Here is a 23,447-nt window from a genome sequence, read left to right as displayed (position 1 = left end):
ACCACAACTCGCTAAACTCAGATACGTTCAATTCTGCATAATGGAAAGTAGAACCGGTTGTACCAAAAATTGTATCGAAACCATTTTGCTTAATTAGCATTGGATTGGTGATGTTGCCTACATTAAATACTCGGTAATAAGCACTATTGGTTGAGTTATTCAAATAATCGCCATCCTCATTACCCAACAAAGCATAATCTGAATACTTGGTTAAGTACAAAGCATTCATACTGGTAATATCATCATCTTCGGTGCATCTGTTACCCGATACATTGTTAGCAGCAGTATTGGCAACCAAAGTATCAAAATCGTCTTGGCTAAAGTATAAGCGCAGCGATACATCGGTTGGATTGCCACCTCCATCTTGAAATTTTACACTTGGATCTGAATAAGAGCCAGATTTCACTACAAAGTGCCTGCGCATGGCAGCAGCCGGAGTACCTACACAAACTGCACCGCTATTAGGCACTGTTGGCGAAGTAGCTTCTCTATAAGACTCTACTGTTACTGTTCCTAAATCTACACCATTATCTTTCACAGAAGCTATTACTTCACTTGCAGAAAACTGCTTTCTAATGTGTACCCACTCGTTGAAGCCTTTTAATATACATTGCCCCGCTGCATTTCCTGCACTACCAGTGTTAGGCAATGTATTTGGCAGCGATGCATTGGCACTCAATGTTGATACAGCCATGCAGCCATTGGCATCGGTAACTGCAAAGTTATGACTTCCGGTTCCCATTGGCACTCTAAATATCTTTAACACATCACCAGGAGAAGCAAACACTACAACTGAACCTCCGGTGCTATCTGCTACAGAATATGGACCAGAACCCAATGTCGCAGTAGTGTAAACATAATCCCACTCACCGCCACTTGCTGTACCTGCACAATCTTCCATAGTGCTCGTAAGCGATGGTGTTGGCAATATTGTTATATCAACCTCATCCATTCCTGTTGTACAGCCGGAACCACTTACATTATACTCAACTTTATACCTGTATATTTTATTAAGTGAACCACTAGGGTTGGTAAGAGGAGCTGTTTTAAATGTATCGTTGGTAGCGCCACTAATAAGAGTGTATGAACTAGTACCAAAATCATACTCATACCATTGGTAACTTGGAGAACCACCTCCACCTCCACTTACAGAAGTTTCTAGTACAAACTCATCGTTAGTACAACCAACAGAATCTCCACCGCGTGGTATAATATAAGCAACCGGAGCTGCATTTACGGTGATGGTACCTGTGGCAGTTGCACTCCCACAACCTGTTGGCGTTATGGTATAATTAAAGGTACCGCTTGCTGTTGGTGTACCGCTTATCGTTATTGTATTGGATGCATAGCTCGCTGCTACGCCTGCCGGCAAACCAGCTGAACTTCCTATTCCGGTTACTCCTGTTGTTGTATGGGTTACACTCGTCATTGATGTATTGATACATACGGTTGGTGAAGATGACGCTGTGCCTACTGTACGATCAGGTGTTACGGTATATGACGCACTTGATGTCTTAGTGCCGCCACAGCCGCCTGTTACGGTATATACTATATTACATGTGCCCGCGCCTACTGCTGTTACTAATCCTGTGCTTGGGTTTACCGTGGCTACGGAGCCATTGCTGCTGCTCCATGCGCCTATGCCTCCTCCCAATACTACACCTGATACTGTATAGGTGGTTGTGCCGCCTATACATTGTGGGCTTGTGCCGGCTGTTACTGTGCCTGCATTGGCTGTTGGTGTTACGGTATATGGTTTACTTGCTGTCTTAGTGCCGCCACAACCGCCTGTTACGGTATATACTATATTACATGTGCCCGCGCCTACTGCTGTTACTAATCCTGTGCTTGGGTTTACCGTGGCTACGGAGCCATTGCTGCTGCTCCATGCGCCACTGCCTCCGCCCAACTCTACACCAGATACTGTATAGGTGGTTGAGCCGCCTATACATTGTGGGGTTGTGCCTGCGGTTACTGTACCTGCACTGGCCGCTGGTAATCCCGTTATGGTAAAACTAGCAGTAGTACCTCCATAAGAGCGCAAATTAGGTTGAACCAATTGCCAAGTAGAAGGTTGGGAGCAGTCGGCCCATCCTTTTCTACGTACAAACGGCCCTGCACCAGAAGTAGCTCCGGCAGAAATTGTAGGAACTGAAGCCGGACCTCCACCATAATCCTGCCCAATGGTAGTATAGCCGGTATTACTATAAATAAACTCTAACTCGCCAATAGCTTTTGCACAATCACAACTCCCTGCTGCCGTGCGGTAATAATATGTAAAGTTACCACATGAACCTGCAGAGCAATTGCCGGCACCATAAGTTGCCTCACAAGCCGCCAATGCTATTTGCTGGTTGGTAGCTCCCGGATTCCACCAAAAGTAACCTCCATCGCCACGAGCATACTGGGTAGCATGAGTAACAGTAGTAGTTCCCAAGGCTGCCGCAGCACCGCTTGCCGGGCCGGCAGTTCTCGTGAGCGGATAATTACAATTACCCGAAACAGAATACGATGCTGCGCTACCTGCGCAAACTGTAATATTAGATGAATTATTTATTGTTGGTGATGCCTGCGAATTTACTCTATACTGCAATGTTGCAGAACCGGAATGCCATGTTGGCGGGCAACTTGAGTTGTAATAAAATACAATTAGCCCCCATCCACCTCCACTGGGGCTATTGATAGTAGAGGTTATATTGGCTGTGCCTCCGGTTCCACTTAATCTTGGCTGCCAAACAGACCCGGTAAATTCAAAATAAGTCCATACAGTACTGCCACTCACAAAACCGCCACTTGCAGTAAAAGTATAGTTGGTACCATACACACAATCCCACTGGTTATAGCAGGTACTTGCCAAATTTGAACTCCTTATGGTAGTATTACTGCACGAAGTAAGTGCTCCATGATATTGAGCAGCACCACTACTCCAACTAGCATTCCAACATTGTGCATACACTTCAGAGAAACCTGCAAGTATCTGCAACAAGCATACAAGGATTGCCATCCTTACAGTAGCAATTGAACGAGTAGAAATTTTCATCATAATTTTAATTTAGGTTCAGAACTAAAACTAATATAACTAAAACTGTGCCAAATTATACAAATATCAATTTTTAACAAAAAAAAATTGGAAATACATAAAAAACAAAGGAAACTAGCAATTTATACAATTGTTGAAAGAGGCGTTAAGTTAATACTGAAAAAAGAAACTGTTTTAAAAATTACACACTTTTTGTGCATTTTTCTACACGTTTTACGCAATTCTGAAACAATTGTTTCATTCCATTTAGTAAGACGTTTTACTTAGCTTGCATTTAAAGTAATAAGATTAAACCTCCTAAACTATCCAAAGAAACAAAAACCCCTAAGATGTAAAAATACACCTTAGGGGTTTCTTTAACAAGACATGCCTATAAATGGTTATGCTTTCTTTGCAAAGCGTTCACGCAAGTTATAGCCCAAAATATACATACAAGGCACTACCAATAAGGTTAAGAATGTGGCAACTACTAGGCCATACACCATTGTCCAAGCTAATGGACCCCAGAAAGAAACATTATCGCCACCGATATAAAATTTAGGATCGAACTCACTAAACAGTGTAGCAAAATCCATATTTAAACCTATTGCTAACGGAATTAAGCCAAGTATTGCAGCCGATGCTGTAAGAATTACGGGTGTCATTCTGGTAGCGCCACCTTCAACTACTGCTTCAATAACGCTATAACCGCGCTGCCTCAACTCATCAATAAATTCTATAAGCAAAATACCATTTCGTATTACAATACCGGCAAGCGAGAATACACCTACTCCCGTCATTACCACACTAAACGGCATTCTAAAGATGGTGAATCCTAAGGCAACACCAATAAGTGAGAACAATACAGTTGAGCCAATAATAATTGGCTTAGCTACACTATTAAACTGTGTAACCAATATTAAAAACATAAGTGCTAAAGCTCCCCCGAAAGCTACACCTAAAAATCTTCCGGTTTCTTGTTGCTGTTCTTGCTCCCCGGTAAGTTTAATTTCGTAGCCTTCCGGAATATCCATATTGGCAACCAGTTCTTCAATTTGCGGTACAATTTCATTGGCAGAAAAACCTTCGGTAACATCGCTGGAAACAGTAATTACACGTTTTTGATTTTTACGGTTAATAGTACTGATGGAGTTATCGTATTTCAATTTAGCCAATGATGCTACCGGAATTTGCTTAAATTGCCCCATTGTCATATCAAAGAATGAGATGTTTATATTCATCAATTCTTCTGCTTTTTGACGGTACTTTTCTTCTAAGCGAATCATAATAGGCGCATCTTCGTTATCATCACGAAACTTACTTGCTTCTTTTCCAAAGAGTGCTGTTCTAATTTCTACGGCTATTTGTGCCAACGAAATACCTTCGCGCTGTGCTTTTTCACGGTCTATTTCAAGAATAATTTCCGGTTTGCTTATTTGCAAATCGCTTTTCAGTTCATCAATTCCCTCTACTCCTGCTTTTTCTATAGTAGCTTTTACTTGTTTGCTCAGTGGCTCCAATACTTCAAAATCATCACCTGAAATTTCAATATTTATTGGCTTACCCACCGGTGGACCATTGCGCTCAGGCTCTACCGAAATAGTGGCGCCTTCCACTCCTCTTTTCTTAAACTCTTCGCGAATTGCTTTTAACCATTTGGAGGTGTGCGGATCGCTGCGCTCGGCATATTTCTTAAATGCTACTGTTACCTTCGATTTGTTTGGTGTTGGCACTCTATCGGGATTTTGCGGATCGCCAGCACCTAAACCTACATTGGTAATTACCGAAGTTACATCGGGATTATTTTCACCAATTACATCGTACACACGCTTTTCGATGCCCATTGTAATGCTATCGGTAACAATGGCATCGGTACCTTGCGGCAACAACACATATACATACACAAAGTTTGGCTCTCCACTTGGGAAAAATTGAATTACGGGCTTTGAAGCTATGAATGCTACCCAACTTAACACAAGTGCAATTAAAGTACCAAGCAATACTGCTACCGGTCTTTTTCCTTCAATTAAAACATGCAGTAACGATTTATATGCAGCAATAAAGCGTGGCCATATTTTAGTTTGCCAAGCAATAATGCTATGGTGAATTACAAAATGGTATAGCAATATCAACAGTATAAAAAATACCGATAAATTACCCAAACCGAAATGCTGGGTTGCATAGCCAATAAGTGCTACTACTGCCAACACTATTATTATTCTGTAGTAATCTTTCAATCTAGATGGTGCGCTGTGGTCGTCTTTCTTCATGAATGAAGCTGCAAAAACAGGGTTCATTACAAAGGCTACAAAGAGTGAAGCACCTAAAGTAAGAATAAGTGTAACCGGTAGGTTTTTCATAAACTTACCTACAATACCCGGCCAAAACAACAATGGAAAGAAAGGTGCCAATGTAGTAAGCGTACCTGCTAAAACAGGAATAAATACCTCTCCTGCTGCATACTTAGCGGCTTGTTCAATTTTAAACTCATACTTATTAAAAATACGGTGGGTATTTTCAATTACCACAATGGCATCGTCCACAATAATACCGAGTGCCAGCAATAGCGAGAACAGTACCATCACATTCATGGTCATACCTAAGCCCGGCATTAAAATAAAGGCTACTAAACAAGAAAGTGGCACACTTAAACCCACAAATACGGCATTGGTAAAGCCCATGAAAAACATGAGTACAAACACCACAAAAATAAATCCGAGAATTACGGTATTTAATAAGTCGTGTAATTGAATTCTGGTATTATCGGAAGTATCGCCTGTAACTTTTACGTGCAAACCTTGCGGAAAGCGGTTGGCCTTATAGTCGTCTATTATTTCATAAATTTGGTCGGTAGCATGAATTAGGTTTTCGCCACTTCGCTTAATTACATTCAGGGTAACTACGGGTTTATGATCTAAACGTGCAAAATCTTGTCTTTCTTTAAACCCATCTTCAATTTTCGCAAAGTCTTTTAGAAACACGGTATTGCCCATAAACGAGCGGATAACAATGTCTTCCAATAGTTTTGGGTCGCGAAATTCTCCACGCACACGTATGTTTCTGCGCAATTCACCTACGCGTACTTCGCCTCCACTTATATTCATATTTTCGCGCTTCACTGCATTTTCTATATCCATGAAGGTGATACCTGCGGCTGTCATCTTATACAAATCCACGTTTATTTGTATTTCGCGCGTTAGTCCGCCCACAATATCTACACGAGTTATTTCTTTTAGCGACTCAATTTTATCTTGCAAGTCTTCGCCATACTTTTTAATTTGATCCAACGGTAAATCGCCCGCCAAGTTGATATTCATAATTGGCAATTCAGAAATATCAAACTCCTGAATTTGAGGGTCGTTATCTAAATCGGTAGGCAAATCTTTTTTCCCTTTATCTACTGCATCGCTTACTTTTTGCTTACATACAGTTGGGTCTAAATTGGTATTAAACTCTGCTATAATCAAGGAGAAATCGCTAATGGAATTGCTGGTGATTTTCTTTACGCCATTTATAGATTTCAATTGCTTCTCTAATGGCTTTGTAATAAGGTTTTCTATATCCTGAGGAGTTGCTCCGGGATAAATAGTTGCCACCGAAATGGTTGGCACCACTACATCGGGGAATAGTTCTTTTGGCAAACCTTGGTAGGTGCTAAAGCCAATTAAAGATATAATGATGGTGAATACATACACCGCAGTGCGGTTATTGATACACCAACTGGTAAAACTCAGTTCTTTTAAGCGCTCGGTATTCATTAGTTTTCTTTTTGGAGAGTGTATTTATTTGGCACTCAAGGTGTGCAAGTAGTTCTTGAAAAAATTAAAATGCTATTGGTTGCCCATCTACTACTTCGCTAAAGCCGAATGTAATGATGCGATCGCCCGCATTTAATCCATTGGTAATTACGGTTTGCCCGTTGTATTCACTGCCGGTTTTAACGGCCTTTTTACGTGCTACGGTTTTGCCGCTTTCCTCCGCTGCTACCAATACATAAATACCTTCGGCTGAGCGCTGCACCACATTAGAAGGAACTACTAAAACATCCTTCAACACTTCATCGTTAATTAAAAGTTTGGCAAGCATATTTGCAGCTAATTCGCCATTGGCATTGCTTAATCCTGTTTCAACATTAAAGGTTCTTCCGGTTGGGTTTACCACTTGCCCTGCATAAGAGATTTTTGAAGCTACTGTTTTGCTTAAATCGGGGAAAAACACATTTACAATATCTCCCTGGCGCACCCTGCCAATATAGGCATCGCTTAGCTTAGCTTTAAGTGTAAGTTTAGATGTATTGATAATTCTAATTCCCGGCATTGCCTGGCTTGGCGCTGCCATATCGCCCAGTTTAAGGCGCACTTCATCTACGGTGCCGTTTATGGGAGATTTTACTTTGGTCATTTCCAATTGGGCTACTTGAGCTTTCAATTGCTTTTCCATTGTTTCTTTTTGAGTTTTGGCTTGGAGGTATTGAATTTCGCTGCCTATATTTTGTTCCCACAGGCGTTTTTGCTTTTCATACGCGGTAGTAGCTAAATCTAGGCCTGTTTGCAAGGCTTCTACACCTCTTTCGTAAGCGCTGCCATCGGTAGTGGCAAGTACTTGGCCTTTGGTTACTCTATCTCCAGGTTTTACATATATTGCCGTAACGATGCCTGGCATTTGGTTTATTGCCAATACGTTTTCATCGGCATCTACGGTTCCTTGTACTTCAATAAAGTGCTTAAATTCCGATGGTTTTAGTGTATCGGCTTTTACCAATTTCACTTTTTGTTCGGCATGGAATGAGGTATCTAATTTTGAAATTTCTTTTTCGAGGGCAGCAACTTTTGTTTGCAATTCTTTAAGCTGTGTTTTTGCTTCGCTCAATTGCTTTTTCTTCCCTGCAAGACCTTTTGCTTCGCCTCCGCCACAAGCAGAAACTACAATTGAAAGAACCAGTGCTGCAGCTACAATAGTGTGTATTTTTTTCATTTATTGAATGCGTTTAAGATGAATGTTTTTTTGTATTGAAAGAGTGCTTTTGTTTTTATCACTTCTTATTTTCCTATGGCTTTATCTAAATCTGCTTTAGTATTTAGCAAGTTCAATTGGGCTTGTATAAACTTCAACTGGCTTTGAATAAGCTCTTGCTGTGCCTGTACTAATTCAAAGCTATTGCCAATACCTTCTTTAAATTTTACATTGGTTTTAGTATATATTTTTCGACTTAACTCCACACTCTTTTTGGAGTATTGCTCTTCGTTTAATGCTTGCACAAAGAATGCCTGCGCGCTTTCGAATTGCAAGGCGCTTGCTTGCTTAAACTTTTCGAAATCGTTTTTATGTTTTTGCTCGTCCACTTTTGCTTGCTGTACGCTTGCCATTTTGTTACCACTATCGAAAATTGGGATGTTTAATTTTAAGCCTACAATGCCGGATTCGAACCAACTACTGCGTTTGCGCACATCTCCATCGGGGAAGGTAGTTTCGCTCGACTTAAAGAAATCTCCGAACTTATTTACTTGTGCTTGCCATCCATAGTTTAAGAATGCTACCAATGAAGGGAAATGACCGCTTCTGCGCTGCTGCACATCGTAATGGCGAACACGCGTTGCTACATCGAGCAATTGATATTCTATTCTTTTTCCCGGGTCGAAACTTGCTACAATACTTGGATCCATTTTAGCACGCAAATCGTCTATTTTATCGGTGAGTATAATGTCATCGGTAAGATTCAAACCCATCTGAAATTTTAGGTTGGCCACGGCTACTTGTGCTAATTTATCAGTAGTGTTTATTTGGCTTTCTAGATTACTAAGGGCTAATTCTAACCGGTTTACATCTAGCTCTTCGGTTAAGCCTTCTTTATATATTTTACGGGTATCGTTGGTTAGTTTTTCTACCAATACTTTTACTTCGTTTAAATACTGCTTGCTTTCGTTTGCAGCTTGTGCTTGGTAGTATGCTTTCATTACATTATAGCGCACATCTTGGTCGCTCATATCTTTTTGCAGACGTGCCACTTTCATAAAATCGCGGGTAGCCTTCAAGCCAATAAAATACCGTCCATCTAGCAACAGCTGGCTAATGGTGAGTCCGGTTGAAATATTGTGCGGAAGAACAAAACTTATTTTTGCGTCTTTACTGTTTACAGCATAATCGTACAGTATTTTTCTAATAACCGGATCGGATTGAGATAGGTATCCAAACACTTGTGTGGTGGGGCTATTGGGGTCGTTAAACAACTTCTCTGCTGCGGGAAAAATTGGCTGCTTAAAGTAGTAGGTATAATCTACATTGGCAGAAATTGTAGGCAATCCAACTGATTTTATCTCCCAGTTTCTCCATTTTGCTTTATTTATTTCTAAGGCTGCATTTTGGGCATCGTAGTTATTTTTTATTGCGTACTGTATGGCATCTTGCAGTGAAAATGCCTTTACAAATTCGGGCTGTTGTGCAATGGCAATTGCACTCCATAAAACAGCAGTAAGCACAGATAAAAGTTTCATCGGCATATTTTGATGTTGAGTAGTCGGTTTTTTACAAATTATATTTTGTTGAGGCATAAGATTTTTCTCAAAATGAATTACATGGATGTTTTTGCAACTCTTCTAAACCTTTAGTAGTAACTATTGAGCGTAAATGATATTGAATGTATTCTTGCAGTACCGATACAAAAGTATAATACTTAGAAGGGAATAATATTTGGTCGGAAATAATACTAACGGAACCAATGTAAAATTTCACTACCATATCTATTTTAAAGTTATTGTGGTAGTATCCATCTTTTATGCCGTTTTTAATATTGCTTTGTATAAAATCGAAGAAATAACTCTGCCGATAGTGGTGATAAATTTGCCAGCTTTCGGGATAGTATTTTTGCATATCAAAAAGCACCTGCGGGTTTAGCTCTTTAGTTTGCTGCAATACATGCGCCATTACCAATATCATTTCTTCTATTGGATTCACAGCCTTGGCTCTTATTTCTTCACTTATCTTCTTCTCATTGTTTATATAGCGCTCAATTACTTCTAAAACCAATTCAGACTTGTCACGCACGAGTACGTAAATTGTTTTCTTACTCATGCCCATTTTTTGGGCAATTTCATCCATTGTAAGGCTTTTTATTCCCTGTTTTACAAACATCTGGCGCGCTTGCTCCAACAGGTTTTCCCGTAATTCTACACTCACATTCCTTCTCATAGGGGCGCGAATGTAGAACATGAGCACCTAAAAAAGCAAGAAAAGCTCCTAAGTTTTACTTAAAACGAAAGATTAGATACTTAAAATGAAAAAAAGCAAGTTAGAATGAAACCTAACTTGCTTTTATACGTACAATATACTAAGTATGAAAATTACTTTTTACTCAACTTGTTTTGTTTAGTGTGTGGTTACAACCAATCGTCTGGTGGTAAAGAAAGTTTCGTTGCGCAAAGAAACAATGTAATTTCCGGCAGCCAATAGCGATGCATCTACAATAAAAGGTGTTTGAACTCCCGCAGGCAATTCAATAATTGAAGATTGCAATTCTTGCCCGAGAGGATTAGTCATAGACACGCTTAAACGAATATCTGTAGGCGAAGTAATGAATAATCTAGAAGAACCTTGTGCAGGATTGGGTACAAATTGACTGATAACAATGTTTTCGCTTCCGGTAATGGCAGCAGAAACAATATTGGTAAGTTCGGAAGTTCCATCAAAATCTACTTGGTTTAAACGGTAGTAATAAGTGATATTAGGCAATACATTCTTATCGTTATAAAGATAGTTGTTTACTTCGGTAGTAGTACCGTTTCCTTTCACTTCGCCCACTTTTACAAAATTAACACCATCTTCACTTCTAAGCACTTCAAACTTATTGTTGTTTAACTCTGTAGCAGTAGCCCAAGTTACACGTATAAATTCATTATTTACAGGAAATGCTTTTAATGAAATCAATTCTACAGGTAACTGATTAGATGAACTTCCACCAATTTGGAAGTGAGAAAAATCTTGGTATGGCCCACCCGGAATACCTGCACTCGTGCTGTTGTAACAAGCATTCATATTACCATTAAATAGCGTGAAAGATTCTAAGTTAGCATCGGCACTACCAACACCGGGCGTATATGGCGACCAGTCTCCGATTGGCTTATTTTCAACATCATCAGAATATTTTAACAAGCGAATATTATTACCGCTGCTAATCAATCCTGCGCTATATGCATCTAAACCATTTGGGAAAGATTTAATTACATACTTGTAGTAGCCATTATTGTTTTGGTCTGCAGTAAAACTCCAGTAACCGTGATTGGCAACAAAGGTATCGAATACAAACCATTGAGGATTGCCTCCATTGCAGCTATAACTGCTTGAATAGTGGCTGTAATTCACTCTTCCTATTGAGCTATCCGGCACATTCACAAATAATGAACGCACTTTACGAGAACCACTTGGAGGTAATGAATTAAAGTTAAGCATGGCTCCGTTGTTTCCTTTATCCAACGTACCTACCGGAAATGCGTAATCAACTCCTGTGCTTCCAATTTCGCGCGATAGACCGCCTATGCCCACACCTTGTTCGCCACGTGTTTCTACAATTTTAAGCGCATCAGCCCCATTTACTACAAATGCAGAGTAGTTTACTATTGCGTTTGTACTTGGGTTTGCCACGTATAATTCATAATCTTTTCCATTTCTGTAAGTTTTAATTCTACCGTACTTACCGCCTCTTTGGTAGCCTCCGTTTACCGCCATTGCCGCAGCTTTGTTTTCATCGTAAGTAGCCGAAGTAATACCCGGTTGAGCCGGATCCCAAACTATTGACCCGCGCACACGTGCATTTGAAGCTAAAACCACGCTAATACCGGCTTGGTCTATATCTTTATCAATACCTAAATTAAAGAAAGAAGCTTCCGGCTGGTCAAAATAGCCCTTAATTGTTTGTGGATTATATCCTCCGGAAAATACCACCATTCGCTCCTTAATTTCAGTATTAGGGATGGAATAGCTTACGCCTCTTACAGTATCAAACTTGGGGTTTCCATAGCTTTTACCATCTATAGTATCGCCAGAAAATAAATCTCCGGTTAATGAAATTACGCCATCATTGTAAATAGCTGCTTCTCCCGATACGGTAGAGTCGCCACGAAGTACCAAGTCGCCATATTCACCGTTATCAGGATCATCGCCAATATACAGCAATGCACCCGGCTGAATGTAAATAGTATCCGAAGAATTATACAAGGTGTAATTAGGAGTAAGAGCTTGACTAAAAACTGAGAAAGTAAATAAGCTCGCAATTAAAAATAGTATAGTGTTTTTCATGCAATAAAAGATTCTACAACTTGATGTACCAAACCGCGTGCCAAAAGTACAATTTCATTTTCAATAAATTAATTTTAGCGAAAATAAAATATGAGAATACAGTGTGAAAAAATATGAAAACACTACTCACTAATGAGCAAAACTTAAAAACAAATTGATTCTAAGCACTTTAAACAGATAGAACAATTAGAATATTTGTAAAACTCACAAACTAAAAAACCACTATTCTACCTAACAACCTGCTTTAAAAATACTACACCATACGTCTAGTTTTTTTATCACCCTTTATACAATACTGCCTAGTTCAGTATGCTTATTTACCATTAAAGTCTTTAGAACAATCCTTCTATTGGAGTTTACACCTCTTTCTTTCCGCATAAGTAGCCAATAACCACTATCTTAAACTTTACAATAGTAATTTAACATAAACCATATATGAAATTTAAAAAAACCGAAACCATCTGTTTAGTTTTCCGTAATACATTATCTCTTTATTCGTATGAATGTTGTTCTAACAATTATTTCATAATTTTTTATACGTACATACTTTTAACAATATATAGATCTATTTTTATTTACATTTGCATAAATTTAATTTAACAATAATATTATTTAAAAACAAAACATGAAGCAAAATCTCCTTAGCCCTGCTATATTATTAACTTTTTCTTTTATGGTTTTTTCACTTATTTTGCCTGCTCAAAGCGGCAGAGTGGGGATTGGAGAAAGTAACCCTGGTAGTAAAGGCTCTATTAAAGGAAATCTTTCGGTAGGTACTAATTATTCTAGTATTGCAGCTCCCACCAATGGGGCTATTATTGAAGGGCAAGTTGGAATTGGCGCTTCTACACCTGACGCAAGTTCCGCTTTAGACATTAGTTCCAACACAAAAGGTATTTTAATTCCACGGATGACAACCTCCGAAAGAACAAGCATTAGTAGTCCTGCAACAGGCTTGTTGGTGTACGATATAAGTCTTAACCAGTTTTGGTATTTTGATGGTTCATCTTGGGTTGCCGCAATTGGTCCTAAAGGAGATACTGGTGCTACAGGCGCTAATGGCGCTGCGGGTTCGCAAGGACCAACTGGTGCTACAGGCGCTAATGGCGCTACGGGTTCGCAAGGACCAACTGGTGCTACAGGCGCTAATGGCGCTGCGGGTTCGCAAGGACCAACTGGTGCTACAGGCGCTAATGGCGCTGCGGGTTCGCAAGGGCCAACTGGTGCTACAGGATTTTTACAAAACGGCACCGCTGCCGGACAAACCCCTTTTTGGAATGGCTCTTCTTGGGTAATTAACGATAATATTTACAACAATGGAGGTAATGTGGGGATTGGTACAGCGGCTTCTCCTTCTGCCAAATTAGAAATATATAACGGATCTTTAGGACAAACTTCTGGAAACATACAAGAAATGTTGCGTCTATCAACAACTAATTCCAACGGTAGTTACTTAGATTTTAGACAAATACGCACATCTGCGGGCACCAATTGGAACTCTGCAGGTACTCGGATCCAACAAAAGATTGATGCAACATGGATGGGGTATATGCAGTTTAACGGAACCGGTAACGATGGAGGTGTTTCTTTTGGAACAGGCACTACCACCACTGCTCCCGGAAATGTACCGGAGCGGATGAGTATAGCCAGCAATGGCAATGTAAAAGTAAACAGTCTTGCAGGCTCTGGTACTCGTTATGTAACCGCAGATGTGAATGGCATCTTAGGGGCAACTACCGCTCTGCCGTATGGCAGTAATATGTACTATGCCAAAGGAACTACAGATATTAGCATAAACACAACCACTTATACAGATATGACAAACATGTCTATTACATTTACACCACAACATAGCGTGGTATTTGTATCGTTTAGTGCAGGTGGTGAATGCGATGGCTATGTATATGGATTATTTAGACTATTGAAAGATGGAGTAAGCCAAGGTGGTAGTTTAAGCATTGCATCTGATTATGACTTTGACAATTACTATGGAGAAAGTATTATTACCGGATGGAATGCACACATGACCCAATTCCCTGTATCGGTAACTCCGGGCGTTTCTACCACTATAAAGATACAATGGATGCGCGAAGGATTTACTACTAGCTTTGGAACTACTATCCGTAATTATTGTAATACCGAAAAAGACAAGTCGCACAGAAGTTTAGTAATTATGGACTAGTTATTTTAGTACTCAAGTAATTACATCTCATGTAACTATTTACCAATCTAAATAGTTATATAACCATGGGGTTATCCTAAACAAAAAATAGGATAAGCCTGTTAAAAAGTGTTGCTTCATTGCTCCCCAAAAATGCCTCACAATTTTCCACCTTCTACTGCAACCATTGGTATTGCTTTTCGTAAGAGCAGCGGTGAAGTATATATCGAAAGTATATATGAGATAAATCACCTACCATTCAATTGGTGTCCTTCTTTCATTTTATACTTTTGCGCACGCAAAAAACAAACAGTTATTTTTCACAAAGTGTTAAATCATGTACAAGCACTATATCCTTTCTACAGCCCTACTGCTAATGGGCTTATTCGGCAATATATCTTCTTCCTCTGCACAAAGTGGCAGAGTGGGAATTGGAGAAAGTAACCCTGGTAGTAAAGGCTCTATCAAAGGAAACCTTTCAGTAGGTACTAATTATTCTAGTATTGCAGCTCCCACCAATGGGGCTATTATTGAAGGGCAAGTTGGAATTGGCGCTTCTACACCTGACGCAAGTTCTGCTTTAGAAATTAGTTCAAACACAAAAGGTATTTTAATTCCACGGATGACAACCTCCGAAAGAACAAGCATTAGTAGTCCTGCAACAGGCTTGTTGGTGTACGATATAAGTCTTAACCAGTTTTGGTATTTTGATGGTTCATCTTGGGTTGCCGCAATTGGCCCTAAAGGAGATACGGGTGCTACAGGAGCAGCCGGAGCTACAGGCACACAAGGAGTTAAAGGCGACACGGGAGCAGCCGGAGCTACAGGCGCACAGGGAATTAAAGGCGACACGGGAGCAGCCGGAGCTACAGGCGCACAGGGAGCAACAGGATTTCTACAAAACGGCACCGCTGCCGGACAAACCCCTTTTTGGAATGGCTCTTCTTGGGTAATTAACGATAATATTTACAACAATGGAGGTAATGTGGGGATTGGTACGGCCAACCCTCTATCGAGATTGAGAATAAGTGGTGGCGGACTGGGTATTAGTGGTTCAGATCAGGCTATATCTGCAACACATGGCGCCCAAAATTCTATCCAAATCAGTTCAGATACTTACTATGGTGGTGTTCATAATGAACACTCGGGTTTTTTGATGTACTCAACTATGCCTGGAGGCTGGGGCAGTTCTATGTTGCATTTTGCAGGCTCTACCGATTGGGGGCAGTATAATACCGGCACCCCTGCTATGGTTATAAGTCAGTCAGGAACAGGTCTGAGTACCACTACACCAACTGCCCAATTAGATGTGCAAGGCAGCAGAACAATACGGCAAGGCAACCTTACAACTTATGTGAGAACTTTGGATAACAGCAATGTTAACGGAACGACCACTTTTAATCTGTTCAGGCAGTTTCACGACCAAGCAAATTGGAGTGTGGGAGGGGTGCTAATAGAGGTATTTGTAACCCAATATCAGCAAAATTTATTTGACTATTCAATGTACCTTGCTCGGTATGGATATTCGGGTAACACTGCTGATGTGTTAGATAAAATTCCCGCTACAGGATATAATTTCTCATTATCATGGGGTAGTGTTGGCACAATAAGTGGGAATATTAAATACAGAGATTTTCGTATTTCCCTGTATAATTATCGAACTGCAACGGTAAGAATTACGACAGGGTTACCTATTACTACCGATATTAACAGTTCTACTCAAAACAGAATTTATTTATATCCGTAAATATGCCAACTGTGTGTTGCTACTGTATTTGTTATCTGTAGGATTTCTTGAATAGAACTATGCACTAACAAAGAGCTAAGCAATTGCACAGAATCCACATAAGCGAAAATTGGGTAAAGACTAAATGTTTAAACTTATATAAACATCATAGCCATAAGTACTTACTTCACTACTACATGTTTCTGACTTCAATTCTATTCACTTATGCACATTAAAAACTTCACTGCCTAAAGATATCTTATTGTTACGGTAGAAATCATGTGTTCAATTAGTTTGTTTTGAGTTTACAATTAAGAAACAATCCAGAACCCGCCTTTTACTGTAACCCATAACTAAGTTCTTCGTAATAGCATAAAACCTTCATTATGCCATTCGGCTATTACAAAAATACCTACCTTCTCCTAATACTATTTTTTGGCATATATTTTGTGTTTACTATTTTTACGGGCTTAATAAGCCTTACTAAATCTATATCGTATTAAAACATACATACATGAAAAAGAATTACTTTCTTCCTTCCACCTTACTGTTAGTGCTACTAAGTACTTCACTATTTGTTGCTGCTCAAAGCGGCAGAGTGGGAATAGGCACTTCTAATCCCGAACAGAAATTAGACGTAGCAGGAAGCGCCAAAGCAAACGATAAAGTTATTGGTACACGCGGCTTTGTGGCTGGCAGTGTTACTACCGATACGGCAAAAGCAGTGTTTTCTACCGATATTACAAATAAGGGTTTCTATATTCCAAGATTAACTACTACACAAAAAAACAGCTTAGGATTAACTCTTAACGCTACCAACAAAGGTTTATTGGTTTTTGATACCACTTTAAACCGAACCGATTTTTGGGACGGTACTGCTTGGAAAGCAGTGGGTGATGGTGCCGGTGGACCACCTTCTGGTGCTGCCGGTGGTGATTTAACAGGAAACTATCCTACACCTTCTATTGCCAATAATGCCGTAAACTCAACTAAAATTGTAGATAACAGTATTACAGGGAACGATATTCAAAACAATACTATTGACCTTACTTCTAAAGTAAATAATGTATTGCCCGTAGCAAATGGCGGTACAGGTGTAAACACCGTAACCGGTATTATACAAGGCAATGGTGGAGCGCCTGTAACTGGTGTAGCTGCTTCTGCAGGCAATCAAGTTCTTAGAAGAAACAATGCTAACACAGCTTATGAATTTGCACAAGTACAATACAGCGATGTTGCCGGAACACCAAGTGCATTACCGCCAAGCGGAGCAGCAGGAGGCGATTTAACAGGAAGCTATCCTACACCTTCTATTGCCAATAATGCCGTAAACTCAACTAAAATTGCTGATGGAACTATTATAGCTGCAGACCTTAATCAAATGGGTGCCGGAACAGGGCAAGTCCTTCAATGGAATGGCTCAGCATGGGTACCTACTACACCTTCTGCCGGAACGGTAACTAGTGTAAGCGGCACTGCTCCGATTGCTTCGTCTGGAGGTAATACTCCTACTATCAGCATTACTCCCGCTACAGGAAGTGCAGCAGGAAGCATGAGCGCAACCGACAAAGCAAAACTAGATGCTGCTACAGCAGCTAATAATGCAAACACAGTGGTAATGCGCGATGCATCCGGCAATTTTAGTGCAGGAGTGGTAAGTGCTAATTTAGATGGTCAATGGCAACGCATTGATGACCGTACTATTGCACCTTCTGACATCAATAGTGGTTATGCAAAATTTGGATTTACCTCATGGGCAAATAACAACAGCAGCCCTTATGCCGATTTCTTGCATTTGCGCTCTTACACCGATGCTACGGGAGGCAACGATAACTTAGTTATGTTCCGTAAAGACCAAATTGGCATGCGCATTTACCAACAAGCATGGAACAGCGCTACTCCTTATAGCAGCTATAAAGATGTTGCCTTCCAACAAGATATAGATGGCAGCTTTATTAAAAACCAGACCGCACAGCAAACTGGCGCAAACTTCAATATTAGCGGCACGGGAACCGTGGGTACTTTATCTTTTACTGCTCCAACTGGAGACCCTTCTCCATACATCACCGCACGTACCGTTCCTGCAGGACAGGGTAATGCCAATGAAAAAACAGAGCTAATTTTGTTTCATACCAATGATGGAACAAATAGCTCTGGACCCGATCAGATTACCTTGCGTGCACCTGCTTTAAGTTTTCAAACCTATAATGATGCTGCTGTGAGCGATATAAACAATAACGCAGGCTACAACGAAAGAATGTATATAACACCAACCGGAAACGTAGGGATTGGAACTACCAACCCTACCTATAAATTGCATGTGGCTGGGATAGGAAGTGGCAATGGGGTTTTAATTGGAAACTACAATGATCAGTTAGGCTGGAATGGCAGCGGGGGCAAACCCTTTTACGCCATTCGTTTTGCTGGCTATAGAGACGTAGTAAGTAATTTTACGGGAGCGATGATTTCAGCGGTTAGATCTAATCTATGCTGCAGCGGATTGTCTCAATCTATGAATTTGAGTTTCTTTGTACAGCCTTATACAGCTACTGTAAGTGGTGATGGAAATTTGTATGAAGCAGCTAGGATGGATTACGCAGGCATAATAGCAACCGATTACTACTATTTCTCTGATAAGCGACTGAAATCAAATGTGGAACCTATTCAATATGGATTGAGTGATTTGCTAAAGATGAACCCAGTAAGTTATTCTATGGCTCACCCTCGCACTTTTAATGTAAACGATGGATTAAAAGATGCTACTACGGAAAAATCATTCGGATTTATTGCACAAGATTTGAATAATGTGGCACCTGAATTAGTAAATAAACCTCAAGACCCCAACAGCTATTGGAGTGTAAGCTATGGCAAACTTACTCCTATATTAGTAAAATCCATACAGGAACAACAGAAGATGATAGAAGCATTACAAAAGCAAAACGAGATATTCAAACAAGAAATTGAGGAACTGAAGAAAAAGTAATTTTTTATTCATAGTACATAGTTGTAAAAGTGTTTGTAGCCATTCAATCTCAAACACACTTATCCTACTTTAATCATTTATCAAAAAATACTTTTCCATCCAATGGTCGGTTGCTATCGATAACTGACCATTGGGTGGATGAACGACTGCCCCCAAACCTGCGCTATGGTTTGATTGCACAAGAAATACAAAAAGTATTGCCAGAGTTAATTAGTGTAGGTACTGATTCTATGCAAACTTCAGGTGTGAACTATATGGATATTATTCCTAATTCTTACCCTTGCAGTACAAGAACAACAACGTGAAATCAATTCACTAAAGAGTTCAACTTCTAATAAAAACACAACCGAAATGATGCACTGAAAGCCAAAATTGAAGCGTTAGAGAAACAAGTAGAAGGGCTATTAAAACAAGGTACAAAATAAAATATTTTATACAATTAGCTTAGCACTTACCCTTACTAATGGCTATTTTAGATTGTTTAATTAGCTATACATCTACCGTCTAAAATAATCTGCACCATGCTATAACAGCAACCTGTATTATCGCACATAAACTATCTCAGAAATTCAACAACATATTTTACCATCAAGTAATTCCGACTCAAATCATAATACTATTTTTTGGCATATATCTTGTGTTTATTATCTTCACGTACATATTTAGCCTACTAAATATGCTCTGATTTAAATAATACACACATGAAAAAGAACTACTTCTATTCCTCAATTTTACTGCTAGTGCTGCTAAGTACTTCACTATTTGTTGCTGCTCAAAGCGGCAGAGTGGGGATTGGTACTTCTAATCCCGAACAGAAGTTAGACGTAGCAGGAAGCGCCAAAGCAAACGATAAAGTTATTGGCACACGAGGCTTTGTTGCCGGCAGTGTTACTACCGATACGGCAAAAGCTGTGTTTTCTACCGATATTACAAATAAAGGTTTCTATATTCCTAGATTAACTACTACACAAAAAAACACATTAGGAGGTTCTCTTACTCTTTCCAATAAAGGCTTATTGGTTTTTGATACCGATTCAAACCGGACTGATTTTTGGGACGGCACTGCTTGGAAAGCCATAGGCGATGGAGTCGGTGGATCACCTTCGGGCGCTGCCGGTGGCGATTTAACAGGCAGCTATCCTGCACCTTCTATTGCCAACAATGCCGTAAACTCAGCTAAAATTGCTGATGGAACTATTGTTGCAGCAGACCTTAATCAAATGGGTGCCGGAACAGGGCAAGTACTCCAATGGAATGGTTCAGCATGGGTACCTACTACACCTTCTGCCGGAACAGTAACTAGTGTAAGCGCCAGCAACGGACTAAACTCAAGCGGAGGTAGCACACCCGATATTAAATTGGGCGGTACTTTAGCTAACAATACCGATGTAGCGCTGAATGGAAATAAACTTACCTTCAGCGGAACTGGTAACAGCTCACTTTCGGTAGGTACAGGTATCGGCTCTACTACCGCTCGTCTTTATGCCGAAAGCGGCAGCAGTTCTTATGATGCTATAAGAGGAACCAATACTGCCTCATCAGGGTCTAATACTTTTGCTGCCATACGTGGAAACTTAACCATAGGTGCCGCGCCTGTTACCAATATTGCCTTCCATTCAACTACCGATAAAACTTTTGGAGTGTATAGTACCGGTGGAGATTACAGTGCATGGTTTGCCAAAGGAGTTGGAATTGGTTCTAACCAACCAACTACAACTGCTGATTTAGAGGTAAGAAATATTGCAGGCTCTAATCCTGCGAACTTTCTTCTTCGGCAAACAGCTTCCAATACAACTGCCGGAACAGTGTTAGCTAATATAAACGTAGGAGATAACTACAATACTTCGCCTCAAGCGCAAATTCAAGTATTGCGCGATGCTGCGTCTTCCGGCTCTACAGATTTGCCTACCGCTATTACCTTATCTACCACAGCCGATGGCACATCAACACTAACCGAACAAATGAGAATTGATAATGCCGGAAATGTGGGTATTAAAACGCCTTCACCAACTTCTGCATTAGATGTAAATGGCAATGTGAGAATAAGAGGCGGCAGTCCCGCAGCCGGAAAAGTATTGGTATCTACCGATGCTAATGGGAATGCAACATGGTCCGACCAAGCCATTAGTGCTTCAGCAAATGCCTCTACCGGTGGCATAGGATGGAAAAGAATTGCCCATATTGATGGAATCAATGGAAGAGGGTTTGGAACTGTTACACTCTATACATCCGGAGGTTCCTACACTCCCACCATGACAACTTTAGACTGGTTTAAAGATTGGGGTACAGTAGGAGGCATAGAAATTACATCACAAAGTACATCTGCTTATTGGTCCGATGCAAGAGTTACTTATGATGGATCGGCAAATGCCTATATTGAAGTAAATTTCACCACAGATGTTTCTTCTCTATCCTTGTTATCATCAAGCTATGGATACCACACAGCCACACTGTATTCCGGCACCCTCCCAACAGGTGGAGGCACAGTAACGGCTACTGCAAAAATTGGCAGAATGAATATTGGCGAAAACGATCTTTTTGTGGATTACGGAGGCAATGTGGGTATAGGTACATCTACTCCTGCAGCCAATTTAGAATCGTATAGCAACACCAACTGGAGTAGCGGATGGCGAAACAACTTACGCCTAAGCAGTGCCGATTATCCGGCATTGCGTTTCTTTTCTACTAGTTCCAATAAAACATCTATGATCGGGAATAATGGAGATGGCAGTCTTTGGTTTGGCATAAATGGAACCGGAGATGCCAGCGGAGGAGGCTGGGGCATGGTAATGCTGCCTGATGGAAAGGTGGGTGTTGGTATTACAGCTCCTACCGTACGGCTTCATGCAGATTGGCCAACCTATAACCAAGAAGCCATGCGAGTAAGCTATGCCAACAATGCACATTCCGGTGGTTTGGGTGTGGAGGCATACTCCACTTATTGGGGATTGGGGATATTTCAAGATGGAGTAATGACTGCCAATTTTGAAAATGGAGGTATGGCTATTGGTCCTAGTTATGCACAATTAAATGCCCCTACCAATGGGCTTGCAATACAGGGAAATGTAGGTATTGGCACCAATAACCCAGCTAGCAATTTAGATATATCTTCTACCAACGGTTCTCCAATGTACCTTCGAAGCTCTGCTGCTGAAAGCGATATCACTTATGAAGTACCCTCAGGCGCATGGCAAGTTGGATCTAATGCAAGCGGCAACGGAACAAGCGGCAACCAGTTTTATGTGTGGGATAACAATGGTGCCGGATATGTAACGACCTTTCAACGCGGAAGTGGTAATGTAGGCATAGGAAGCACCGCGCCAGGAGAACGACTAGATGTAAACGGAAACATTCGTGCAGCAGGTTCCGTTTATGCCGGCTATACCGGAAGCTATGCACAAACGTACCTGCATCAATGGGGTTTGGGTGGCAATGGCGATATTTACGTAGAACCAGCCTCGGGAAAAACACTCTACCTTACCGATTCATGGAGCCAAACAGGACAACTAAATATCCAATTTGGCAGTACCTATTTTGCCTCCGGCAATGTAGGGATTGGTGTTAGTCCCAATTACAAGTTAGATGTGGCCGGCAATATTGTTAATTCAGTACCAACAAATGGCTATTTGGCACTTACCGGAGACTTACCCGGCTATGCAAACAATATATACCCTACACTTAAAACCAATGGCAGCTATATGTATGTTTCTATTGGTGGCGTTTATTCCGCATATGTTAGTGCTGGAGGTACATGGACGGCTGTATCATCACGTAAAAAGAAAGAAAATATAGAAACTATAGACAAACAAGATATACTCAAACGCATCAATACACTCGAGTTAAAGAAGTGGAACTACAAATGTGAATCCCCCGATATAAAACATATAGGTCCTTTTGCAGAAGATTTTCACCAACAGTTTGGCTTAAATGGCACTAACGATTCAATGATTTCTTATACCGATCCGGCAGGTGTAGCTTTGGTGGGAATCCAAGCCTTAACCGCTACTCAAAATACTCATGCCAAACAAATCGAAGAACTTAATGCTAAAATACAAACTATAGAAAAAGGAGCCGGGCATTTAACGCAACAAAGTTATTCTGCCGACAATATTGAAATGCTACAACTAAAGAAAGAAATAGCTGAACTAAGAGCAATGCTTGAAAAGTATATTTCTAAACAGAAATGAGTCCTATTATTGGAATTAAGTACCTCACCTACCTAAAGATATCTTACAGTTACAGCAAAACTCATGTATTCAATTAGTTTATC

General features: G+C 40.4%; 10 protein-coding genes. 4 read left to right on the top strand and 6 right to left on the bottom strand.

Annotated elements, in window-relative coordinates:
• The 6 genes from KF872_03210 to KF872_03185 form a co-directional block, all read right to left on the bottom strand.
• Positions 1–3,043, bottom strand: a 3,043-nt coding sequence (locus tag KF872_03210; GenBank protein MBX2902541.1) for an Ig-like domain-containing protein, incomplete at its 3' end; no start/stop codon positions are given.
• Between the two features lie 377 nt (positions 3,044–3,420).
• Complete coding sequence (locus KF872_03205; protein MBX2902540.1) at positions 3,421–6,777, bottom strand: efflux RND transporter permease subunit; 3,357 nt, start codon at positions 6,775–6,777, stop codon at positions 3,421–3,423.
• A 64-nt stretch (positions 6,778–6,841) separates the two neighbouring features.
• The gene (locus tag KF872_03200) at positions 6,842–7,993 is read right to left on the bottom strand and encodes an efflux RND transporter periplasmic adaptor subunit (protein MBX2902539.1); all 1,152 of its coding nucleotides are present in this window, start codon (positions 7,991–7,993) and stop codon (positions 6,842–6,844) included.
• Between the two features lie 65 nt (positions 7,994–8,058).
• Entirely contained in the window at positions 8,059–9,510 is a 1,452-nt protein-coding gene (locus KF872_03195) for a TolC family protein (GenBank protein MBX2902538.1), read from the bottom strand.
• Positions 9,511–9,577: 67 nt separating this feature from the next.
• Positions 9,578–10,204 carry a TetR/AcrR family transcriptional regulator gene (locus tag KF872_03190; protein ID MBX2902537.1) on the bottom strand — a complete coding sequence of 209 codons (627 nt, stop codon included), beginning with the start codon at positions 10,202–10,204 and terminating at the stop codon, positions 9,578–9,580.
• A gap of 177 nt (positions 10,205–10,381) precedes the next feature.
• Positions 10,382–12,307 carry a T9SS type A sorting domain-containing protein gene (locus KF872_03185; GenBank protein ID MBX2902536.1) on the bottom strand — a complete coding sequence of 642 codons (1,926 nt, stop codon included), beginning with the start codon at positions 12,305–12,307 and terminating at the stop codon, positions 10,382–10,384.
• Between the two features lie 673 nt (positions 12,308–12,980).
• Here KF872_03185 and KF872_03180 point away from each other — a divergent pair.
• From KF872_03180 to KF872_03165, 4 genes are all read left to right on the top strand, one after another.
• Positions 12,981–14,489: a hypothetical protein gene (locus tag KF872_03180; GenBank protein ID MBX2902535.1), complete on the top strand. Its 1,509-nt coding sequence runs from the start codon at positions 12,981–12,983 to the stop codon at positions 14,487–14,489.
• 316 nt (positions 14,490–14,805) lie between these two features.
• Complete coding sequence (locus KF872_03175; protein ID MBX2902534.1) at positions 14,806–16,215, top strand: hypothetical protein; 1,410 nt, start codon at positions 14,806–14,808, stop codon at positions 16,213–16,215.
• A 493-nt stretch (positions 16,216–16,708) separates the two neighbouring features.
• Positions 16,709–19,177, top strand: a complete 2,469-nt coding sequence (locus KF872_03170) for a tail fiber domain-containing protein (GenBank protein MBX2902533.1) — start codon at positions 16,709–16,711, stop codon at positions 19,175–19,177.
• A gap of 701 nt (positions 19,178–19,878) precedes the next feature.
• On the top strand, positions 19,879–23,364 hold the full coding sequence (locus KF872_03165; GenBank protein ID MBX2902532.1) for a tail fiber domain-containing protein: 3,486 nt from the start codon (positions 19,879–19,881) through the stop codon (positions 23,362–23,364).
• Positions 23,365–23,447 lie beyond the last annotated feature (83 nt).

The organism is Chitinophagales bacterium, from assembly GCA_019638515.1.
Classification (GTDB): domain Bacteria; phylum Bacteroidota; class Bacteroidia; order Chitinophagales; family LD1; genus UBA7692.
The sequence above is the reverse complement of the archived record's forward strand: the minus strand, read 5'-3'. Positions and strand labels throughout refer to the sequence as shown.